This window comes from Sphingomonas carotinifaciens (genome assembly GCF_009789535.1).
Classification (GTDB): domain Bacteria; phylum Pseudomonadota; class Alphaproteobacteria; order Sphingomonadales; family Sphingomonadaceae; genus Sphingomonas; species Sphingomonas carotinifaciens.
In genome coordinates, this window is the sequence record NZ_WSUT01000005.1 from 2,887,039 (window position 1) to 2,906,570 (window position 19,532).

Sequence of the window (19,532 nt, forward strand, 5' to 3'; positions counted from 1 at the left end):
TGGGTGCGAAAGGTGGCTCGGGAATTTGGCATAGCGGGGATAAGTGATTGCCGATCTGACGGCGGCCGCGCTGGCCGCGAACAGGAGGCGGGCACGGCCGCTGGAGGGCGGAGCGGACGTGTTCGGAACAGCCGGCGGTGGCCGAGCCGGCGATCGACGTCATGGTGCTGCACGTAAAAATCGGAGAGCGGACACTGGCGAATGGCTCTTTGGCCGCTCGGGGAGGCCGGTCTGTTGCCGGGCGCAAGGCGATGATCGATCGTGGACATGCGCTGCCGCTGGTCGCTCAGGCGCGGCAGCTCGGGATCAGCCGTGGCAGCATCTACTATCTGCCACGCGCCGTGCCGGACGCCGACCTGTCCGTCATACGGCACATCGACGAGTTGCACCTGCTCTACCCGTTTGCCGGCAGCTGGATGTTGCGCGATCTGCCCCGGCGGGAAGGCGTTGAGATCGGCCGGCTGCATGTCGCAACGCGGATGGGGCTGGAAGGGCTCTACCGCCGCCCGAACACGTCGAGGCCGGCACCGGGGCATAATGTCTGTTCGCACCTGCTGCGCAATCCGGCGGTGACGAGGCCCAAGCAGGTCTGGGCGACGGGACATAACATACCTCCCGATGACGCGCGCCGTCGTCTATCTCGTCGCCGTCATGGACTGGTTCACCCGGCGCATACTGGCGTGGCGGGTGTCGATCTCGCTGGGTGCCGACTTCCGTATCGAGGCGCTGCAGGAAGCACCAGCCCGCTACGGCAGACCGGTGATCTTCAACAGCGACCAGGGCTCGCAGTTCACCAGCACCGCGTTCACCGCCGTCCTCCTGTGCGAGAAGACCGTCATCAGCATGGACGGCAAAACCTACTGGCGCGACAACATGTTCGTGGAGCGCCTTTAGCGCCCGGTAAAATATGAAGAAGTCTACCTCAACGCCTGCGCTTCGGTCCCCGAAGCCCGCGCCGGCATCGGCGGATACACGGCCTTGTACAATGCCGTCAGGCCGGATTCCGCGCTTGGCGGCCGCACGTCCGACCGGATATATCTCGACCAGCCGCTACTCGCAGCGGCATGATCAACCAGCGGCAACCCACTTGTCCATGCCACGAGCCTGTGCAGACAAACCGGGCCACCTCTACCTGCTGGCCATAATGCTTCCCGCGATCATGCTCGTTATCCGGTTACCCGGCATGAAAGCTGACCTTTCGCCCTATCTGCAGTGCCGAATCTGGGGTCTCTCGACATCCTGCTTGATCCACTGGGGCTGATGGGCGAGCATGTGCCGGTAGCGGACCACCTCCTCCTGAAACACCGCACTGGCTTGGTCGGCTGTCAGGCCGTCACCCTCGATCTTCTCGTGCAGGCTCATCCGTACCGTCTCGTTCCGCCCGGTCATCGCGACCGCGCGTCGACATGCGACCGGCTGGTCCTTCGTCAGAAGGCCGACCATCGTCACTACGGTTATAGGTTTTGCACTTGCTGGCGCCAAACGCCGGCTTCGCCACCACCAATAGACCGCGCTGCGGCGGGTGAGGTTCTCAATTACTGGCATCAGGGACTGGCGTCACTTAACACCACTGCGATGGTTGAATCCCGGCCAAGCCTCGGAAAACCGCAGTTGTCCATACCCTTGGCAGGGGCAATCAGTAACTGGCTGGGGCGGCAGTATTCCCATCCCAGCAAAGCTGCTCGCTAAGTACTTGATTCCACTAGCGTGCAGGTACCGCCTGCACACACCATTGCTACAATGCATTGGCACAATTTTCAATCGTGATTTAGCCGGTGTTTGTGGACGCTGGAAGATGCAATTTTAGGGGTCCGGCAGCCAAGCAGAGGTTCAAGTGGTCCATCAGCCTATTGCGCGCCATAATAACCGCAGGGCGCCAATCGGCACATGCTTGGCGGGTAGACCCACAAGTGGACATTGGCGGGCCGATTCAGGCTTCCGAGCTTCGGCCGTTCGTTCATGTCGACGGATTGATACTAAGAACGGTGTGTTTTGGGGACAAAGCGGTCGATCCGGCTGGGCGGCTCGAACGTCCGTTCGTCCCAGAACCCGACGTTCGCTGGCATAGCCTCTCACTTTCATGAAGTAGAAGGTCTGGCTGTTTGAAGGCGGACTCCTTTCGGGAGACCGCAGGACGGCTTGAATCGCCAGACGTTCGGAAAGTATCTCGTGCAACGCCGCAGCCGACAGCCTCATCACCGTGCCGTGTTCGGCCCTCATCACCACGTCATGCGACCAGCGCCCGTTGCCAAGCAGTAGCTGCCAACCGATGAACCCTTCGCTTCCAACCAGCGCGACCGCGTGGCGGCGGTCATCCTCAAGAAAGTCGAGTACCGGGGCGATGCCGGTCGACGGGTAGCAGATGCTTTCCGCCGCGTACGATCATGTCGCCGTTGCGAAACGGCACCGGTTCCAGATGCGGCGCGAGGACGACGCGGCCAGCGTCGTTCAAGACACGCAGCAGCGCATTGGCCTCACCCGGCAGCACCGTCGGAACTGCGTGTTCCAGCCGCTTTCAAAGCCTGATCATCCATGCCGCCGCCCATACTCCCAAACTTCGCTGCTCAAGCCTTGCGTCTATTTTCGTACCGAAACGCGAAGTGTCGCCAGATGGTTAGGAAACGGATAGTTATAGGAGGGACCATTGCGCAAAACCATCTCAATGCTGATCGCTGCCTCGACCGCGATCACAGGCGTTCCAGCTTTGGCCCAGTCCGCCCGCTCGATCACGGCACCACCTCCGCCACCGCCTCCCGCGACATCCGTGCAACCGCCCAAGGCCGCGCCCGACATGCAGTCGGTCCTGGACGCACTTGCGTCGCTCGGCGGCAAGCCGATTGAGACGCTCACACCTGCGGAAGCCCGTATGCAGCCCTCGGCCGCAGACGGAGCCAGGGCAGCGATGCAGAACAAGGGGATGTCGACCGCGCCTGATCCTGCGGTGGTGACGCGGGACCTGCCGTACGGCAGCGATCCCAAGCAGTTCGTGCGGATCTACAAGCCGGCGAATGCTCCTGCAGGTGGCAAGCCGATGCCGGTCGTCGTCTACTACCACGGCGGTGGCTGGGTCATCGCCGACGTCGACACCTACGATGCCGCGCCGCGGGCTATGTCGAAGGCATTAAACGCGATCGTGGTTTCGGTCGAATACCGCCATGCTCCCGAGTTCAAGTTCCCCGCGCAGCATGACGATGCGGCCGCGGCCTATCGCTGGACGCTGCAGAATGCGGCGAGCTGGGGTGGCGACCCTGCACGGATAGCCACGGTCGGCGAGAGCGCGGGCGGCAACCTCGCGGTTGCGACCGCGATCTACGCGCGCGACAACGGCCTGACTGCGCCGCGGCACATCGTCTCGGTCTACCCAATCGCGAACAGCAGCATGACGCTGCCCTCGCGGAAGGATTCGGCCAACGCCAAGCCGCTCAACGCCGCGATGCTGCCGTGGTTCGGCTATTACTACCAGAACAGCAAAGCCGATGCGCAGGATCCGCGCCTGAACCTGGTTGCCGCGAACCTCCGCGGGCTTCCGCCCACGACGATCATCAACGCGCAGATCGATCCGCTGCGCTCGGATGGCGAGACGTTAGCGGCCGCGATGCGGGCGGCCGGTGACAAGGTCGAGCAGAAGACCTTCCCAGGCGTGACCCATGAGTTCTTCGGCATGGCCAAGGTCGTGAACGGCGCCAAGCAGGCGAACGATCTGGCGGTTGCTCGACTGCGAGCAGCGTTCGCGGCGCCCGCGACTCGGCGCTGAACGCACGGGGCGGCGGCCTGTCGGCCGCTGCCCCTTCTCTGTTCGATAGGATTTGCGACCACGCCCGGCAAAGGTGGCGCTTGATCCTTTGATGTTCAGGTGTGCCGGTCAGCCCGGAGACAAATTGAGCGCTTGGCCGTTCTGCAGGTCGTCCTGTCCATGCTTCCAAAGCAGTGATGGAGCGGCAGGGTCGACCAACGCTCGCAAAAGCTGGAACCGCCAGGAGGCTGACTAATGCCGATGATTACCGCCGGCGACCTCAACATGGAGGTGGCGCTTTACGGCGTAGAAGATGGACAGCCGTTGCTCCTCATTCATGGCTGGCCGGATGACGCATCCACGTGGGATCAGGTGGCACCTGCTCTGGCCGCCGAAGGATTCCGGGTCATCGTGCCGACGTTGCGTGGGTTCGGCGCCACCCGCTTCCTCAACGACGATGTCTTGCGAACCGGCAACAGCGCGATGCTTGCGATCGACATGATCGCGCTCATGGACGCGCTCGGCATCGACCGCTTCATGGTCGCCGGGCACGACTGGGGATCGAACACCGCCGAGGCCTTGGCCGCCGGTTGGTCCGATCGGGTGGAGCGGATGGCGATGCTGTCGACCCCGCCCCGGCTCGGCGGCATGCCAACGCCGCCGTTCGAGCAGACCCAGCGGCAATGGTATCACTGGTTCATGGCAACCGCGCGCGGGGCGGAGGCGGTGCGTGCCGACCGTCGCGGGTTCACCCATCTGCATTGGGTCAACTGGTCGCCACCGGGATGGTTCGACGAGGTGACGTTCGATCGTGTCGCCCGGTCGTTCGACAATCCCGACTGGGCCGACGTAACGCTCCACAGCTATCGCGCGCGCTGGGGCGAAGCGGAACCTGATCCACGAAGCGCTTGGTTGGAGGACAAGGTCAAGACGACCAAGACGTTGTCCCTGCCGACGCTCTACATCCACGGCGATGCCGACGGCGTGAATCCGTCCTCGACCGCGAAGGACGTGCGACCAAAATTTGCCGGGCCGTTCGCGCGCATCACCATGACCGGGGTCGGCCACTTTCCGCAGCGCGAGAACCCGCAAGCGGTGGTGCGCCACCTCCTTACTCTATTCGCCGGCGACTTCGCCGCTCTCACAGATACGATCGACAGGAGCCTGCCCATGAAAAAAGCCGCCCCCTATGCCGCTGGGATTGCCGCCATCGGCTTGGTCGCCGCGGCCGCAGCCGGCGTCGCCCACGCTCAGGGACGCAGTGCCCAACTGACGCAGGTGGCTCAGTTCGACCATCAGGCGACCGGCGTCGCCGTGACCGAGGATGGCCGGCGCTTCGTCAACTTCCCCCGCTGGACCGATGACGCGCCGATTTCCGTCGCGGAGGTGATGAAGGACGGTAGTCTGCGTCCTTATCCGGACGCCAAATGGAACAGCTGGCGCAACGCCCGCGCCAACGAACTGCCGGTCGGCGACTATTTTGTCTGCGTCCAGTCGATCGTGCCCGATGGCCACGGCAATCTGTGGGTGCTCGATCCCGGCGCGCCGGGCAACGAGAAGATACTTGAAGGCGCGCCGAAACTCGTCCGTATCGATCTGGCGTCGAATACGGTGACGAAGACGATCCTAGTTCCCGGCGATGTGGCGCTGCAGGGCACCTACCTCAACGACATCCGCTTCTCGCCCGACGGCAAGACCGGCTACATTACCGACAGCGGCACGCGCGGCGCGATCATCATTGTCGACCTGGAAAGCGGCAAGAGCCACCGCGCCCTCGACGGGCACGCGTCAACCCAGATCGACAAGACGGTGAAGGTCACGCTCGACGGCAAGCCGCTGGTCCGCCCCGACGGCCGCCAACCCGCTTTCGCTGCGGACGGCATCGCCATCTCCAAGGATGGCAAGACGCTCTACTATCAGGCGCTGACCGGCAAGACGCTCTATTCAATCGACACCGCCAAGCTGCGGTCGGACGTCAGCGAGGCCGACAGGGCGGCAGCGGTGAAGATGGTCGCGCAGACCCACGTCGCTGACGGCCTGTGGATGAGCAAGGCGGGCGTGCTCTACCTGACCTCACCGACCGACTATGCGATCAAGCGGCTGAACGGCGCGATCGTTGAGACGGTGCTGACCGACCGCCGGCTGCGCTGGCCCGACACCTTCTCCGAAGGGCGCGACGGGACGATGTACGTCACCGCCAGCCATATTCAGGACACCAACTGGTTCACGCCCGGCGCACCGCCGTCGATCAAGACGCAGCTGTTCTCCTTCGCACCCGCCAAATGATCGGACATCCCATGACCTATCTGCGCTATTCGCCCGACATCGAAACACGCGAGCCCGACGAACAGGAGAGCATCGACGGCATCATCCAGGGCATGACCCAGGAGAGCCAGACGGTCGAGAAGCGAGACGGGCACGCGGTACGGGCGAGTCATGCCAAGAGTACGGCCTGTGTGATCGGCAAGCTCATCGTCGCGCCCGGGTTGCCGCCCGAACTCGCACAAGGCCTCTTCGCGGAACCAGGCACGTTCGATGTAGCCGTCCGCTTCGCGCAAGGACCGGGCGAGAAGCTCGGCGATCGAGTCTCGACCCACCGCGGCATGTCGATCAAGGTGTTCGGCGTCGAAGGCGCGAAGCTGCCCGGCCATGATGCGCCGACGCAGGACTTCGTCCTCGCCAGCGGCACCACCTTCCCCGCGGGCACCGCCGCGGGTTTCCTCTCGCAAGCCAAGAAAATAGGCCTGACGGTTCCCATGCCTGAGGGGGTGAAGAGCGCGGCCGCCTCCGTCGCTCGCAACATCAACAAGGTGTTGAACGCGGTTGGTGTGGGCCCAAGCCCGACGCTCGACTTCTATGGCCACCCCTTCAGCCACCCGCTGGTCGAGGAATATTTCAGCCAGTGCCCGGTACGCTTCGGCGATCACGTCGCGAAGATTGGGGCCTTTCCCGTTTCGGCCGGGCAACAGGCGCTCGCCGATTGGCAGCTCGACCCGCATCAGGATGAGGATGGTTTCCGCCATGCCGCGGTCGATTATTTCAAGGGCAACGATGCGGTGTTCGAGCTTCGGGCGCAGCTGTGGACCGATGCCGTGACGCAGCCCATTGAGGACACCTCCGTCGACTGGCCGACGAGCGAAAGTGAGTACCGCACCGTCGCCACGATCCGACTGCCGCGACAGTCAGCCTATGCGCCGGACCGCGTCCGCTATTTCGATGAGGTGATGACGTTCCGCCCGGCCCATAGCCTGGAGGTCCATCGCCCGCTCGGCGGTGTGATGCGCGCACGCATGCAGGTCTATCAGGCGCTCAGCGACTTCCGTCACCGCGAGAACGGTATCGCGGCTACCAACACCGCCGACATCCACGACATCCCGGCCTGAGCCAAAGCGCCAGTGCTACCGATAGTGAGAGGACAATCCATGAAGCTTGAAGGCAAGAACATCGCAATTCTGATCGCGCCACGCGGCACTGAAGAACCCGAATTCGCCAAGCCGAAGGCTGCAATTGAGGAAGCAGGTGGGCAGGTCACCGTCATCAGTCTGGAGACGGGCGAAGCGGAGACGTTCAACAACGATCTCGATCCTGGCGCGAAGTTCACGATCGATAACGCGATCGACGACGTCTCGACCGACGAGTTCGACGGGCTCGTCATCCCGGGCGGCTGCGTCGGCGCTGACAAGCTGCGAGGGTCAGACAAGGTCATCGCGTTCGTGCGCGACTTCTTCGCCGCGAAGAAGCCCGTTGCCGCGATCTGCCACGCGCCCTGGACGCTGATCGAGGCCGATCAGGTCCGCGATCGGACGCTGACGTCGTTCCCGACCCTTCAGACCGACATCGAGAACGCAGGTGGCACCTGGGTCGATCAGGAAGTCGTCGTCGATCAGGGTTTGGTCACCAGCCGCAACCCTGACGATCTACCAGCCTTCTGCGCCAAGCTGGTCGAGGAGTTCTGTGAAGGCAAGCACGACGCACAGGCGGAGAACGCATGATGGCGCGCTTCTCCGACAAGGTCGTCGTCATCACCGGTGCCGCATCGGGGATCGGTGAGGGAGCAGCGCGCCGCTTCGCCGAGGAAGGTGCGACGCTGGTTCTGGGCGACGTTGACAAGAGCGCGCTCGACAAGCTGGCGAGCGAGCTCGGCGGTACGGTCGAGGCGTATGAAACCGACGTGTCCGATCGCGCTGCGTGCGAGGCGTTGGTCCAGGCGGCAGTCGATCGGTTCGGGCGGATCGACGTGCTGGTCAACGACGCCGGCGTCGATCATCTCGGCAAGGTCGATGAGGGCGACTTTGCCGAATTCACCAAGGTGATCGAGACCGACCTGTACGGCGTCGTTCACATGAGCCGCGCGGCAATTCCCCATCTGCGCCAATCGAAGGGCTGCATTGTCAACGTCTCGTCGGTGTCGGGGTTAGGCGGCGATTGGAACCACAGCTTCTACTGCGCGGCAAAGGGGGCGGTCAGCAACTTCACCCGTGCCCTGGCGATGGACGAGGCCAGGAACGGCGTCCGCGTTAATGCGGTGAATCCCTCCCTCACCTATACCGCGCTGACCGCCGGGATGAAGGAACAGCCCGATCTGATCGCCAAGTTTGAAGAGCGCATTCCGCTTGGGCGCGGCGCTGAGCCCGCCGACATCTCGGGCGTGATCGCGTTTCTGGCAAGCGAGGACGCGCGGTTCGTTACCGGTGTAAACCTGCCGGTCGATGGTGGATTAACCGCGTCGAACGGGCAACCGCCGCTGTCGTAATAATTGGGGGCGGGCCCGCGTGTCCCCCCCTCCCCAACCTTGGGAACCAAGCATGTCGATTGCATCGAACAAGGCCCTTGCTCTCGCCTATTTTCCCGCCTTCCGAGACCGAGATGAGAAGTGGTGGGACGCCCACATCGCGCCCGGATTTATCCGCCACGATCCCGGACTCGGCTTCGCGGTCGAGGGGCTGGCGGGGATCAGAAAGCTGGCGGAGGTACTGCACGGCGGCTTCTCGGAGATCGTTTATCCGATCGTGCACGTTGTGGCGGAGGGCGACCGCGTCCTTGTCCACCTGCGCCAGGTCGCGACCCATTCGGGTGAGTATGAGGGCACCCCGGCGACGGACACTCGCACCGATATCGAGGTCATGGACCTGTTCCGCGTCGAAGGCGACCAACTGGTCGAACATTGGGCGCTGATGGACAATCTCACCCTGCTCAAGCAGATCGGCGCAGTAGATGCCTGACATGTCCAAAAACCCGGCCAAGGTCGCGATCGTCACCGGTGCTTCGCAGGGTTTGGGTGACGGCATCGCGGCCGGTTACCGTGCGCGTGGCTGGCGCGTGGTCGGCGTCTCGCGATCGATCGAGGCGGCGGATGAGCACGATTGGGTGACGGTCGCCGGCGATGTTGCCAATCCGGATACCGCCCGCCGTGCGGTTGATCTGGCTTGTGATCGCTTCGGTCGCGTGGATACCCTCGTCAACAACGCCGGGCTCTTCATCGGCGCCGCGTTCACCGACTATACGCTCGAGCAATATGCGCAGATGACGCGCACCAACCTCGATGGCTTCTTCTGGACTTGCCCCGCTCAAATGGAGAGGCATTTGCTCAGCGTGGCGCGGTTTGTTCGAACTGCGGCGGGCTGGTGTAGTTGAGCGCGGAGTGGCGCCGGACGGGGTTGTAGAAGCCGTCGATATAGCGGGCAAAGGCCTGCTCGGCCTGGGCACGGGTATAGAAGACGGTGGGCCAGACGAGTTCGGATTTGATGGTCTTGAAGAATGTCTCGACCATGGCGTTATCGTAGCAATTTCCCTTTCCCGACATGGAGATGCGGATGCCGTGGCGACGCAGCTCGGCTTGGTAGTCCACCGAACAATACTGGCTACCGCGGTCCGAATGATGAATGAGCCCCTTGGGGGGACGCCGCATGACGAGCGCCTTGCGCAGGGCAGCCAGCGCCAGATCGCGGTGCAGCCGGTCGCCGACAGCCCAGCCGACGACGCGGCGGGAGAAGAGGTCGATGACCACCGCCAGGTAGAGCCATCCCTCCCGTGTCCAGACGTACGAGATGTCGACGCCCCACTTCTGGTTGGTTGCCGTCGCGGTGAAATCCTGGTCGATGATGTTCGGCGCGATCGGCCAGGCGTGTTCGCTGTCGGTCGTGCGTTTGAACCTGCGCTTCTGCCGGGCACGCAGGTCGTTCTCGCGCATCAGCCGCGCCGTGCGACGCCGCCCGATGGCAAAGCCATCATCCTGCAACTCGCGCGTCATTCTCGGACTGCCATAGGTGCCGTTCGACAGGGCAAAAGCCGAGCGGACATGCGCCAGCATCACCATGTCATCGCGCTGACGCCGACTGGCCGGGCGATCCTTCCAAGCGAAGTAGCCGCTCTGGCTGACGCCGAGCACCCGGCAGAGGCGGTGGACCGGGAAATCCTCTCTCGCCCGATCGATGAGCTGGAACCTCATCGATTTCCCTCCCGGGCGAAAAAAGCGGTCGCCCGCTTCAGTATGTCACGCTCCTGTCGAAGGATCTCATTCTCCCGCCGAAGGCGCTTCAACTCGGCAGCCATATCCGCCTGCGGCGCTTGATCCGGCGTATCCACCAGACGATCCCGGCTGCGGCTGATCCAGCGCACCAGCGTCGATAGCCCCACTCCCAGATCCTCCGCTATTTCGCGCTGCGTCCGTCCGCTGGTCGCCACCAGCCGATCCGCTTCGTCCTCAAACTCCTTCGTGAACCGTCGCTGCTTCGTCATTGAGTTCGCCTTTCACTTCAAGGGAACTCTCCACTTTGCCGAGGCAAGTCCACAGTACAGTGCGTTACCTTGGCGTGGACGTGGAAGATGCGTTGGAGTTGGCGGAACGAACCGAGGTGTAAGTAGACCCAGTTACAGACGCTCACGCCCCTTCTTGCGCTTGCCAACTTCAGACATCCGTTCACGTTCAATGCGCATGATAGCGACCCTGCACGGCAACGAACCAGTTGTCTCGAAAACGATCGAGTAGTCGGAAAGCCTGCCGCGGGGGGTACGCCTAGGTCACTTGGCACCGGCAAGTCCGCTGACTACCAGAGCCATCTGATCCTCACTTACGCCGGGCCTGATCCAGCCTGAGCACTCCACCTCGGCTAGTCCGCGAAGAAGTACCCAGAACGTCTCGGTCGCGGTCTCATCGCGCCATGACAGATTAACGACCACTCCGAGCGCCACAAAGGCGGCGTGCAGTTCGGGCCTTTGGGAACGCAATAGCGACTAACATTGATTTACGACCTGTTTTCCGCCTCGTTGCCACTGCCGTTGGCGCCATTGCCTGATTGACAGCTTCGGACCGCAAGCGCGCACGGACGCGCAGAAACCGTCTCCCCCGCCGCTATATCGCGATTCATGCCCTTATTCCGCGGCATTAGTCAGCTGTTAGCACACGTTCGATCATGGAATGAATTCGCTATGACGATACGGGAAGTCGATGCTCAAATTCTTGTTTCGTGAACACCGCCGTTCCCTGGCGGTTCGCGAATTGACCGGTCCGGACCCGTCGCCGGGGCCTGTTTTCGACCGCTTCGTCAACGCCGCTGCTTCCGCCTTTGCCGCTCCGATGGCGGCGATGTCGCTGATCCATGGTGACAAACAGATTGTCACGGCTGGCCACGGTTTTCCAACAGGCTGCATGCCGCGTGATGAAGGTTTCTGCAGCTATACGCTCGGTTGCGCGAACGTCCTGGAGTGCTGTGACCCGCAGCGCGATCCGCGCTTCGCCACCTTGCCTGGCGTCCTCGGGGAACCGCACGTCCGCTATTATATCGGTGCGCGACTACGCCTGCTGAATGGTATCGATGTCGGCGCCCTTTGCGTGGTTGATACGGCCCATCGAGCGCCGGCCTCCGACGATCAAAAAGCCTATCTTCTGGGTCTTGCCCGCCAAGCTGCCATGTCGCTGGAAAGCCGTCTGGACCTGTGGGGGCACGCCGCATGATGCGCATAGCCTTGTGCATCGCCCAGGAACACGATGCACGGCTCGTCGCCTTGGCCTTGCTGGTCTGTCTCGTCGGGTCATCGGCGACCATCCAGCTGTTCGGCCGCATCAAATCGGCAAGCGGTAAAAGCCGGCTGGGCTGGGTGCTGCTGGCGGCCGTCGCCACGGGGACCATGGTCTGGGCCACGCACTTCGTTGCGATGATGGCTTTTCGTGCTCACGCGCCGGTCGTGCTTGACCCCTTGCTGACGCTCCTGTCGCTGCTCGCCGCTATCGGGCTGGCGGTGCCCGGTCTGGCCACTGCCGCCACTTGCAAGCGATGGGGCGGCCTGGCCGGGGGTGGCATTGTCGGGATCGCGATCTCACTTATGCATTACCTTGGCATGTCCGCTTACCGGGTCGACGGCATCGTGACCTGGGCCTGGGGCTATGTCGTGGCATCGGTGCTGCTGTCGGTCGCACTCGGCGGAATCGCCTTCCACCTGCTGACCACGCGCCGGCCATGGCGGCGAATGCATGCGGTATTGCTGTTGAGCCTCGCCGTCGCCGCGCTGCATTTCACAGGCATGGCGGCAATGAGCATCACCGTGCTGAAGCTGGGCGATGGTCTGTCTGACCTGACAATGGTTGGCCTTGCCATTGCCACGGCCGTTGCATCACTCATCATCGTCGGCTGCGCAGCGATAAGTGCCCTGATCGACGGCCATACGCAAAGCGAGTCCTACCGCCGCTTGCGTCGCATGGCGTTGCACGACGGACTAACCGATCTACCAAATAGAATGAGCTTCATTGAGGAGTTGGAGCGTCGTTTCCTGGTGAAGGGCGGCTATGCGTGCATGGCCGTCGTCATGATGGACCTTTCCCGCTTCAAGGTGGTCAACGACACCTACGGGCACCAGGCCGGCGACCAGCTTCTGATGGCGCTGGCCGCCCGGTTGACAGCCCTTTTGAAACCTGAGGAATGTGTCGGGCGGTTGGGCGGCGACGAGTTTGCCGCGATCATATCCTATGACGAACCACAAGATCTCAGTGATTTCCTTGATCGCCTACGCACCGCCTTTGTTGCGCCGTTCGTGTTCGATCGGTTCACCGCTGCGATCGGCGCCAACATCGGTGTCGCTCTGGCGGTGCACGACGGTTTCGATGCCGATGCCTTGCTCGCGAAAGCTGATCTGGCGATGTACCGGGCAAAGTCCGCCCATTCAGCAGAACCGTGCTTCTACGACGCGGAAATGGACGATGCGGCGCGTATCCGGCGCGAGCTCGTCGCCGACCTTCGGACCGCGATAGAAACCGAAGCGTTCGAGCTTCATTTCCAGGTGCAGGCCGCGGTCGCGACCGGGGAGATTACGGGCTACGAAGCGCTGGTGCGCTGGCACCATCCGGCCAGGGGCATGATTTCGCCTGCGGCCTTTATCCCGCTGGCCGAAGAAAGCGGCGAGATCGTGCCGCTCAGCATCTGGATCTTGCGTCGAGCCTGCTTCGAAGCGGCGTTGTGGCCGGACCAGCATAATGTGTCGGTGAACCTGTCACCGAAACATCTGAGTGATCCGCGCCTCATCGATACCGTTCGTGCCGCGCTGGCTGACAGCGGATTACCAGCCGGACGCCTGACCTTGGAACTGACAGAAAGTGCGATCATCCATGATCGCCGCTTCGCGCTCGAACAACTCCGCGCGCTGAAAGCCATGGGAATAGCCATAGCGCTGGACGATTTCGGCGTGGGTTACTCCTCGCTCGATGTTCTGCGATCGGTGCCGTTCGACTGCATCAAGCTCGATGCATCATTCGTTGCCGAGATCGAGCATGACGAGCAGGCCGTATCGATCCTGCGATCGGTGGCCAGCCTTGGCGCCACGTTGCAAATGCGGGTCCTGGCGGAAGGCATCGAAGAGCCTTCGCAGCTTTCGATCGTCGCGCGCGAGGGATGCTCTGCGATACAGGGGTATCTGATCGGGCGGCCGTCGCGCACCTTGGCCGATCCCGAGAGCATCAGGCAGACGATGATGCTGAAGCCCCGTTCAATCTCGGCCATCACCTCCGCAGCCTGAAATCATCCCGTTATCAAAGCCACCCCTCAAACATGGCGGTCAAGCTCGCTGTGCGCTTAGGTGTTTGATCCCACGGTTTGATGGTGCGATCCTCTCGTTGAAACGGAAGGAAGCCGTATGGGACAGGTACGTCACGGAAGCGTCCTCCACGTCACCTCCCCTTGGACCTAGCTCGGCTCAGCCCAGTCAGTCGAATACTGCCTCGACTATCCACGATTAGCACGACCCAATGCACGAAGCCGCTGCGCGGCATGGGTTCCCGGCGGTGAGGTAGCGCGTCGACGGTGAGGTTTGGCTGCCCGGCGACGGCAGCAGACGATGAAGTTCCTTCAACGAGAGGAACGTCATAATGGCTACTGCACCTGTCGAACCCACCGTCACCCCGCTGCGTCAGCGGATGCTCGACGACATGGCGATGCGTTCGATGCGGGCGCGAACCCAGCACGACTATGTCCGCCACGTCCGCGCCTTCGCGGCGTTCCTGAAGCGCCCGCCCGACACGGCGACCGCCGAGGATGTGCGGCGCTTCCAGATCCACCAGCGCGAGCACGGCACCAGCGAGTCCGTTATCGGCGCCACGGTATCGGCATTGCGCTTCCTGTTCGGCGTGACGCTCGACCGGCCGGATCTGTCGCGCAAGCTGGTGCTTGCGCCGCGTCCCAGGAAGCTGCCCGATGTGCTGAGCGTCGATGAGGTCGCACGTCTGCTCGAGGCGGCACCCGGCATCAAGTACCGCGCCGCGCTCGGCGTGGCTTACGGCGCCGGCCTGCGCGTATCCGAGGTCGCGCACCTCAAGGCCGACGACATCGACAGCAGGCGCATGCTGATCCGCATCGAGGAGGGCAAGGGTCGCAAGGACCGCAACGCGATGCTGTCGCCGCAGCTGCTCGAACTGCTCAGGCTCTGGTGGCGCGAGGGCAAGCGGCGCAGCGTCCTGCTGCCGCACGGCTGGCTGTTCCCGGGCCGCAGTTACACCGACCCGATCTCGACGCGACAGCTGCACCGCGCGGTTCACGAGGCGGCCGAGGCAGCGGGCATCCGCAAGCGGGTCAGCCCGCACACGCTGCGGCACAGTTTCGCTACCCACCTGCTCGCACAGGACGTCGATATCCGCGTCATCCAGGTGCTACTCGGGCACAGTAAGCTGGAAACGACTGCGCTCTATACCAAGGTCGCGACGCGCACGATCCGCGCCGTCACCGGCCCGCTGGACCATTTGATGGCGCTGATGGAGGGCAGAACGCCCGCCGGGTGAAAGTGCGGTGCGCGCCTCGCTCGAGGTCGCCGACATCTTCCGCGCTGCCGGTCCTGAATACCGGGCCGCTCGTACCGGGCATCTGAGCCTCGACCAGCTGAAGGTCATGTCGGCGATAGAAACCTGCCGGACCGCCGTCATGGGCGGGCACGTCGAGGCCTGCACCGACTGTGGGCACTGGCGGGTTGCCTATAATTCCTGTCGCAACCGGCACTGCCCGCGGTGCCAGGGCGCGGCGGCACGCACCTGGCTTGCCGAGCGCGAGGCCGATCTGCTGCCGGTCGGCTATTTCCATGTCGTCTTCACGCTGCCCGCCGAGGTTGCCGACATCGCGTGGCAGAACAAGGCAGCGGTCTATGGGCTACTGTTCCAGGCGGCGTCCGAGACGATGAGGACCATCGCCTCCGACCCGAAGCATCTCGGCGCCCGTATCGGCATCACCGCGGTGCTGCACACCTGGGGCTCGGCGATGACCCACCATCCCCACATTCACATGATTGTCCCGGGCGGCGGGCTGTCACCTGACGACAGCCGCTGGGTATCGTCGCGCCCGGCGTTTCTGCTGCCAGTCAGGGTGCTGGGCAAGCTGTTCCGCCGCCTGTTCCTGACCCGGCTGATGGCGCTGCACGATGCCGGGCGGCTCGGCTTCCACGGCAGCCTCGCGCATCTTGCCGACCGGCGCGCATTCTTGCGTCACCTGGCGCCGGTCCGGAAGAAGCGCTGGGTAGTCTACGCCAAACCGCCGTTTGCTGGCCCCGCGACAGTGCTCGCCTATCTGTCGCGCTACACCCACCGCGTTGCAATCTCGAACGGCCGGCTCCTGCGCTTCGACCGCACCGGCGTCACCTTCCGCTACAAGGATTACCGCCGGGGTGGTGCTGACCGCCAGCAGGTCATGACGCTTAGCCCGGACGAGTTCATCCGCCGCTTCCTGCTCCACGTCCTGCCAAAGGGCTTCCACCGCATCCGCCACTACGGCCTGCTCGCCGGTGCCACCCGCAAGGCGCATCTCGAACGTGCCCGCGAGTTGCTCGGGGTCGCGCAGCCCGTCACCGCTACCGAGCCGGTGGAACCCGATGACGCCCGCCCGCCATGCCCTTGCTGCGGTGGGCGCATGCTCGTCATCGAAACCTTCAAACGCTGGCGCCAGCCCCGCGCACCGCCTCATGGCGCCAGCGCGACCGGGACCGTCGCGTCATGACCCGGCATGGCCCATTCCAATCCCGCCACGCGGTCACCGCGTTTCCGGCGTTCAGGCCGCTCGCGCCGGCAACATCGTCAGCCACATCGACGCTCGCCCAGACCGCCGATCTTGCCCGGCATCCATGGCCAAGATCCTTCCCAAGTGCCGCATCACGGCCCGCTACGGCGCATCCCGCACGCCAACGCACCGACCAGCCGACCGCCCGAAAACCGCTTTCCCCATAAGCCCTCGCCCGTGGCCCGCGGCTTCCTGCCTTGGAGGAAATCATACACCTGCCGGCGCCTGATTTCCTTCACATTTGCGGTCATTCGCGCCACCTCGCGCGCATCCCTACTTTCGTCGTTCGTTCATCTTCATTCAGAGGCTGCGTCGAGAGAGATTGGCCCCACCTACGCAATGGTCGGTATGATACCGCCTTCGACCCGCACCGCTGCTCCGTTGGTGATCGCTCCAAGCGGGCTCGCGAGCAGCGCCACCTGCGCGGCAATCTCGTCGGCCTCAATCAGCCGGCGGATGAGCGATAGCGGCCGCATCTTGGCGAAGAACTCAGCCTCGCGCTCAGTCTCAGGCGCGTCCTTGTTGTCCACGACCGATCGGATGAACTCGACAATACCTTCAGAGCGAGTAGGCCCAGGCAGAACCGAATTGACTGTCACGCCTGTACCGCGCGTCTGCTCAGCCAACCCGCGTGCGATCGCGAGCTGTGCGGTCTTGGTCATGCCGTAGTGGACCATTTCGCTCGGCACTACGAGCGCACTCTCACTCGCGACGAAGACGATCCGCCCCCAGTCACGCGCTAGCATGCGAGGAAAGTAGTGACGTGCCAACCGGGCTCCGCTCACGACATTGACTTCAAACATGTGATGCCAATCATCGTCGCTGATCTCGGTGAACGGCTTCGCCTCGTAAATCCCGAGATTGTTCACAAGAATGTCGGCGTCGGGCACTGCCGCGATAAGCGCCATGGCACCGGCTGACGTCGCCGTGTCGGCGAGTACGGTTGCAACGCGTCCTGCCTTGCTCAGCCGATGTGCGGCCGCGTCCAATTTCGCGCGATCGCGGCCACAGATCGTAACCGCGGCCCCTTCCAGTGCAAGCCGCTCGGCTATCGCCAAGCCGATACCGGCGGTCGAGCCGGTAACAACCGCGGTCTTGCCATCGAGTTGCAGGTCCAAGTGTCATCTCCTTGTTAACGCCGCTACACCTATGCGCTCCAACCAATGCTGATTAGATCGAACTTCATCAACGCAGAAGTGCATCGGAGTCACCAATCAGCATGGATAATCGGCTTGGCGAGATGATGATCTTCTTAGCTGTGGCGGAGCACGGCAGCTTCGTTGCGGCTGCACGAGCGCTGCGGCTCACGCCCTCAGCCGTGAGCCGTGCAATGGCACGTTTGGAGCAGCGGTTGGGAGTGCAGCTGGCATCTCGGACGACCCGAGCGCTCGCGTTAACAGCAGAGGGCCGAGCCTACCGGGAGCGCGTCGAGGGGCTGGTCGCGGAGATCGACTCAGTTGAGCGCAGTTTCGATGTAGATCGTTCCCCGCGAGGCCTTCTGCGGGTCAATGCATCGGTCCCGTTCGGCACGCATTGCCTGCTGCCAATCCTTCCCACGTATCTCCGCGAGAACCCCGCGGTGACGGTTGACCTGACCGAGACAGACGCGCTTGTCGGATTAGTCGAGGAACGTGCCGACGTGGCTATCCGTGTCGGCCCATTGCGTGATGCCGACGTAAGGGCGCGCAAGCTTGGACGAAGCACGATGGCCGTCGTAGCTAGCCCAGCCTACATTCAAGAGCGAGGCGAGCCGATGCATCCGCACGATCTGGAGCATCACAATTGCCTGCGCTTCAACTTCCGTCGATCCATCGACAGCTGGCCGTTCCGCATCGACGGAAGGACGGTGCAGCGAACTCCTACAGGTCCCTTCCTCGGCAGTTCCGGCGAAACGGTGCGGCTGATGACGCTCGCGGGCGGCGGCATCGCTCGCCTTGGCCGCTTCCACATCGCGGAGGACCTCGCTTCGGGCCGCCTGGTGGAAGTACTACCCGCTTTCAATCCCGGCGACGGCGAGGACATCCACGCCCTTTTCGTGCCGCACGAGCGGCTGGCGGTTCGGGTGCGCTCCTTCATCGACTTCCTGGTGCGCGACCTTCGCTTGGATCAGGCTGCCTTGCTGGAGAGCGGTCACTCCTGCTGAGATGGCACTTGCGACGTCAAGCACCTCGCCGGCTGCAGCGCATAAGCTGCGTCGACAGCTGCCCCTACCCTTCCGTGACAAGACCCAGAAGCGGACACTCGCACTTTCCCGCCGGCTTACCAGGATCCGACGTTCGTTCAGGTCGGAGGCAGCCGATGCCGCGAGTATTCCTCATGGCCCTGTAGCCAACCGGGATCCTCATCCATCTGCGTGGCTTTTCACAGCTTCGACCAAAGCGTCTATGAAAACTCGTACCTTCGCTGATAATGCTCGGTGGCTTGGATAGAGCGCGTGGATCGCGACCTCGTGGGTGCGTCCGGCAGGCCATAACCGGACAAGTCGGCCGTTATCGAGATGTGATTTCACGAGGAAGTCTGGAAGCCGTGCGATGCCGCAGCCGCCAAGAACCGCAGGCAGGATCGCTGCGGCGTCGGAGATGATGGCGTGCGGGCAGAATTCGGCGATGCCCGCTGGTCCGGCTGTGCCGTCGTGATAGGCCACTGGCCGATCCGCATAGTCGAGCAGCGTATGGGCATGGAGATCGGTGGCGCGAAGCGGCGTGCCGCGCACCGCGAGATAGTCAGGGCTCGCACACAGCCATGTCTTCGATGTCAGTAGGTGCTTCGCGATCAGATCGCTGTCGGCCAACGGGCCGACCCGGACAACCATGTCCACGAGCTCGGCCGGCATGTCGATGATGCGGTCCTCGATCTTCAGCACCACGCGCACTTGCGGAAATGCCGCCATGAAGCGGGGCAGCATCGGCGCGACCAGCGCGCTTGCGATCGTGAACGGCAGACTGATCCGCAACGTGCCGCTCGGGACGGCGGCAAGACCCTCAAGCGCTGCCCCTGCCTCGTCGACATCAGCAAGAATGCGAAGGGCATGCGGCCGAAACAGGGTGCCAGCGTCGGTCAGGCGCATATGCCGGGTCGAGCGATCGAGCAGAACTGCGCCGACCTGCTGCTCAAGCCGCGCCAGCGCGCGGCTGACGCCTGATTTCGGTAAGCCCAATGACCTTGCCGCGGCCGAAACGCTCATCAGGTCGGTGATGCGCACGAAGGCACGAAGATCAGACAGGTCCATCATTGTTGCATCGTATGCAACACCTGTCGCGCATAGGCCATCTAATCAG

The 19,532-nt window shown here is 63.4% G+C and carries 17 protein-coding genes and 1 pseudogene; 13 read left to right on the plus strand and 5 right to left on the minus strand.

Features of this window, described 5'->3' with window-relative positions; all coding sequences use genetic code 11:
• Positions 1–100: 100 nt before the first annotated feature.
• Positions 101–1,068: pseudogene (locus tag GQR91_RS19660) on the plus strand (IS3 family transposase); the annotation flags it as partial.
• Between the two features lie 135 nt (positions 1,069–1,203).
• On the opposite strand, the gene GQR91_RS15425 reads toward GQR91_RS19660, so the two are convergent.
• Together GQR91_RS15425 and GQR91_RS15430 are read right to left on the minus strand one after the other, a co-directional pair.
• On the minus strand, positions 1,204–1,443 hold the full coding sequence (locus GQR91_RS15425) for a hypothetical protein (protein ID WP_183961249.1): 240 nt from the start codon (positions 1,441–1,443) through the stop codon (positions 1,204–1,206).
• A gap of 874 nt (positions 1,444–2,317) precedes the next feature.
• Positions 2,318–2,488: a hypothetical protein gene (locus GQR91_RS15430; protein WP_160146876.1), complete on the minus strand. Its 171-nt coding sequence runs from the start codon at positions 2,486–2,488 to the stop codon at positions 2,318–2,320.
• A 156-nt stretch (positions 2,489–2,644) separates the two neighbouring features.
• Between GQR91_RS15430 and GQR91_RS15435 the strand changes: the two genes are divergently transcribed.
• The 7 genes from GQR91_RS15435 to GQR91_RS15465 all read left to right on the plus strand — a co-directional run bounded on the left by GQR91_RS15435 (position 2,645) and on the right by GQR91_RS15465 (position 9,367).
• Entirely contained in the window at positions 2,645–3,754 is a 1,110-nt protein-coding gene (locus GQR91_RS15435) for an alpha/beta hydrolase (protein ID WP_235904237.1), read from the plus strand.
• A gap of 234 nt (positions 3,755–3,988) precedes the next feature.
• Positions 3,989–6,019: an L-dopachrome tautomerase-related protein gene (locus GQR91_RS15440; protein WP_149683671.1), complete on the plus strand. Its 2,031-nt coding sequence runs from the start codon at positions 3,989–3,991 to the stop codon at positions 6,017–6,019.
• Positions 6,020–6,030: 11 nt separating this feature from the next.
• Complete coding sequence (locus GQR91_RS15445; RefSeq protein WP_149683672.1) at positions 6,031–7,116, plus strand: catalase family protein; 1,086 nt, start codon at positions 6,031–6,033, stop codon at positions 7,114–7,116.
• Positions 7,117–7,155: 39 nt separating this feature from the next.
• A complete protein-coding gene (locus GQR91_RS15450) occupies positions 7,156–7,725 on the plus strand; it encodes a type 1 glutamine amidotransferase domain-containing protein (protein ID WP_149683673.1) in 570 nt (189 codons plus the stop codon).
• Positions 7,725–8,486 carry a meso-2,3-butanediol dehydrogenase gene (gene budC / locus GQR91_RS15455; RefSeq protein ID WP_149683677.1) on the plus strand — a complete coding sequence of 254 codons (762 nt, stop codon included), beginning with the start codon at positions 7,725–7,727 and terminating at the stop codon, positions 8,484–8,486. The genes GQR91_RS15450 and budC overlap by 1 nt, the downstream gene beginning before the upstream one ends.
• Before the next feature lie 52 nt (positions 8,487–8,538).
• Positions 8,539–8,955: an ester cyclase gene (locus GQR91_RS15460; RefSeq protein WP_149683674.1), complete on the plus strand. Its 417-nt coding sequence runs from the start codon at positions 8,539–8,541 to the stop codon at positions 8,953–8,955.
• Positions 8,948–9,367, plus strand: coding sequence for an SDR family NAD(P)-dependent oxidoreductase (locus tag GQR91_RS15465; protein ID WP_211368622.1), 420 nt, complete (start codon positions 8,948–8,950; stop codon positions 9,365–9,367). The genes GQR91_RS15460 and GQR91_RS15465 overlap by 8 nt, the downstream gene beginning before the upstream one ends.
• On the opposite strand, the gene GQR91_RS15470 is transcribed toward GQR91_RS15465, so the two are convergent.
• A protein-coding gene (locus GQR91_RS15470; RefSeq protein WP_164727759.1) for an IS3 family transposase occupies positions 9,321–10,471 on the minus strand; the annotation gives its coding sequence in 2 pieces (ribosomal slippage) (positions 9,321–10,207 and positions 10,207–10,471; 1,152 coding nt in all). The two genes, GQR91_RS15465 and GQR91_RS15470, sit on opposite strands and share 47 nt — an antisense overlap.
• Before the next feature lie 709 nt (positions 10,472–11,180).
• Between GQR91_RS15470 and GQR91_RS15475 the strand changes: the two genes are divergently transcribed.
• The 4 genes from GQR91_RS15475 to GQR91_RS15490 all read left to right on the plus strand — a co-directional run bounded on the left by GQR91_RS15475 (position 11,181) and on the right by GQR91_RS15490 (position 16,194).
• Positions 11,181–11,687: a GAF domain-containing protein gene (locus tag GQR91_RS15475; RefSeq protein WP_149683586.1), complete on the plus strand. Its 507-nt coding sequence runs from the start codon at positions 11,181–11,183 to the stop codon at positions 11,685–11,687.
• Positions 11,684–13,738 carry a putative bifunctional diguanylate cyclase/phosphodiesterase gene (locus tag GQR91_RS15480; RefSeq protein ID WP_164727763.1) on the plus strand — a complete coding sequence of 685 codons (2,055 nt, stop codon included), beginning with the start codon at positions 11,684–11,686 and terminating at the stop codon, positions 13,736–13,738. The genes GQR91_RS15475 and GQR91_RS15480 overlap by 4 nt, the downstream gene beginning before the upstream one ends.
• Positions 13,739–14,087: 349 nt before the next feature.
• Positions 14,088–14,993, plus strand: coding sequence for a tyrosine-type recombinase/integrase (locus GQR91_RS15485; protein WP_149683619.1), 906 nt, complete (start codon positions 14,088–14,090; stop codon positions 14,991–14,993).
• Positions 14,994–15,000: 7 nt separating this feature from the next.
• Complete coding sequence (locus GQR91_RS15490; protein ID WP_149683620.1) at positions 15,001–16,194, plus strand: IS91 family transposase; 1,194 nt, start codon at positions 15,001–15,003, stop codon at positions 16,192–16,194.
• Positions 16,195–16,586: 392 nt separating this feature from the next.
• On the opposite strand, the gene GQR91_RS15495 is transcribed toward GQR91_RS15490, so the two are convergent.
• Entirely contained in the window at positions 16,587–17,372 is a 786-nt protein-coding gene (locus GQR91_RS15495; RefSeq protein WP_149683621.1) for an SDR family NAD(P)-dependent oxidoreductase, read from the minus strand.
• Between the two features lie 101 nt (positions 17,373–17,473).
• Here GQR91_RS15495 and GQR91_RS15500 point away from each other — a divergent pair, with 101 nt between their 5' ends.
• A complete protein-coding gene (locus GQR91_RS15500; RefSeq protein ID WP_149683622.1) occupies positions 17,474–18,397 on the plus strand; it encodes a LysR family transcriptional regulator in 924 nt (307 codons plus the stop codon).
• 198 nt (positions 18,398–18,595) lie between these two features.
• Here GQR91_RS15500 and GQR91_RS15505 read toward each other — a convergent pair whose 3' ends face one another.
• Positions 18,596–19,486: a LysR family transcriptional regulator gene (locus GQR91_RS15505; RefSeq protein ID WP_149683623.1), complete on the minus strand. Its 891-nt coding sequence runs from the start codon at positions 19,484–19,486 to the stop codon at positions 18,596–18,598.
• Between the last annotated feature and the right edge of the window lie 46 nt (positions 19,487–19,532).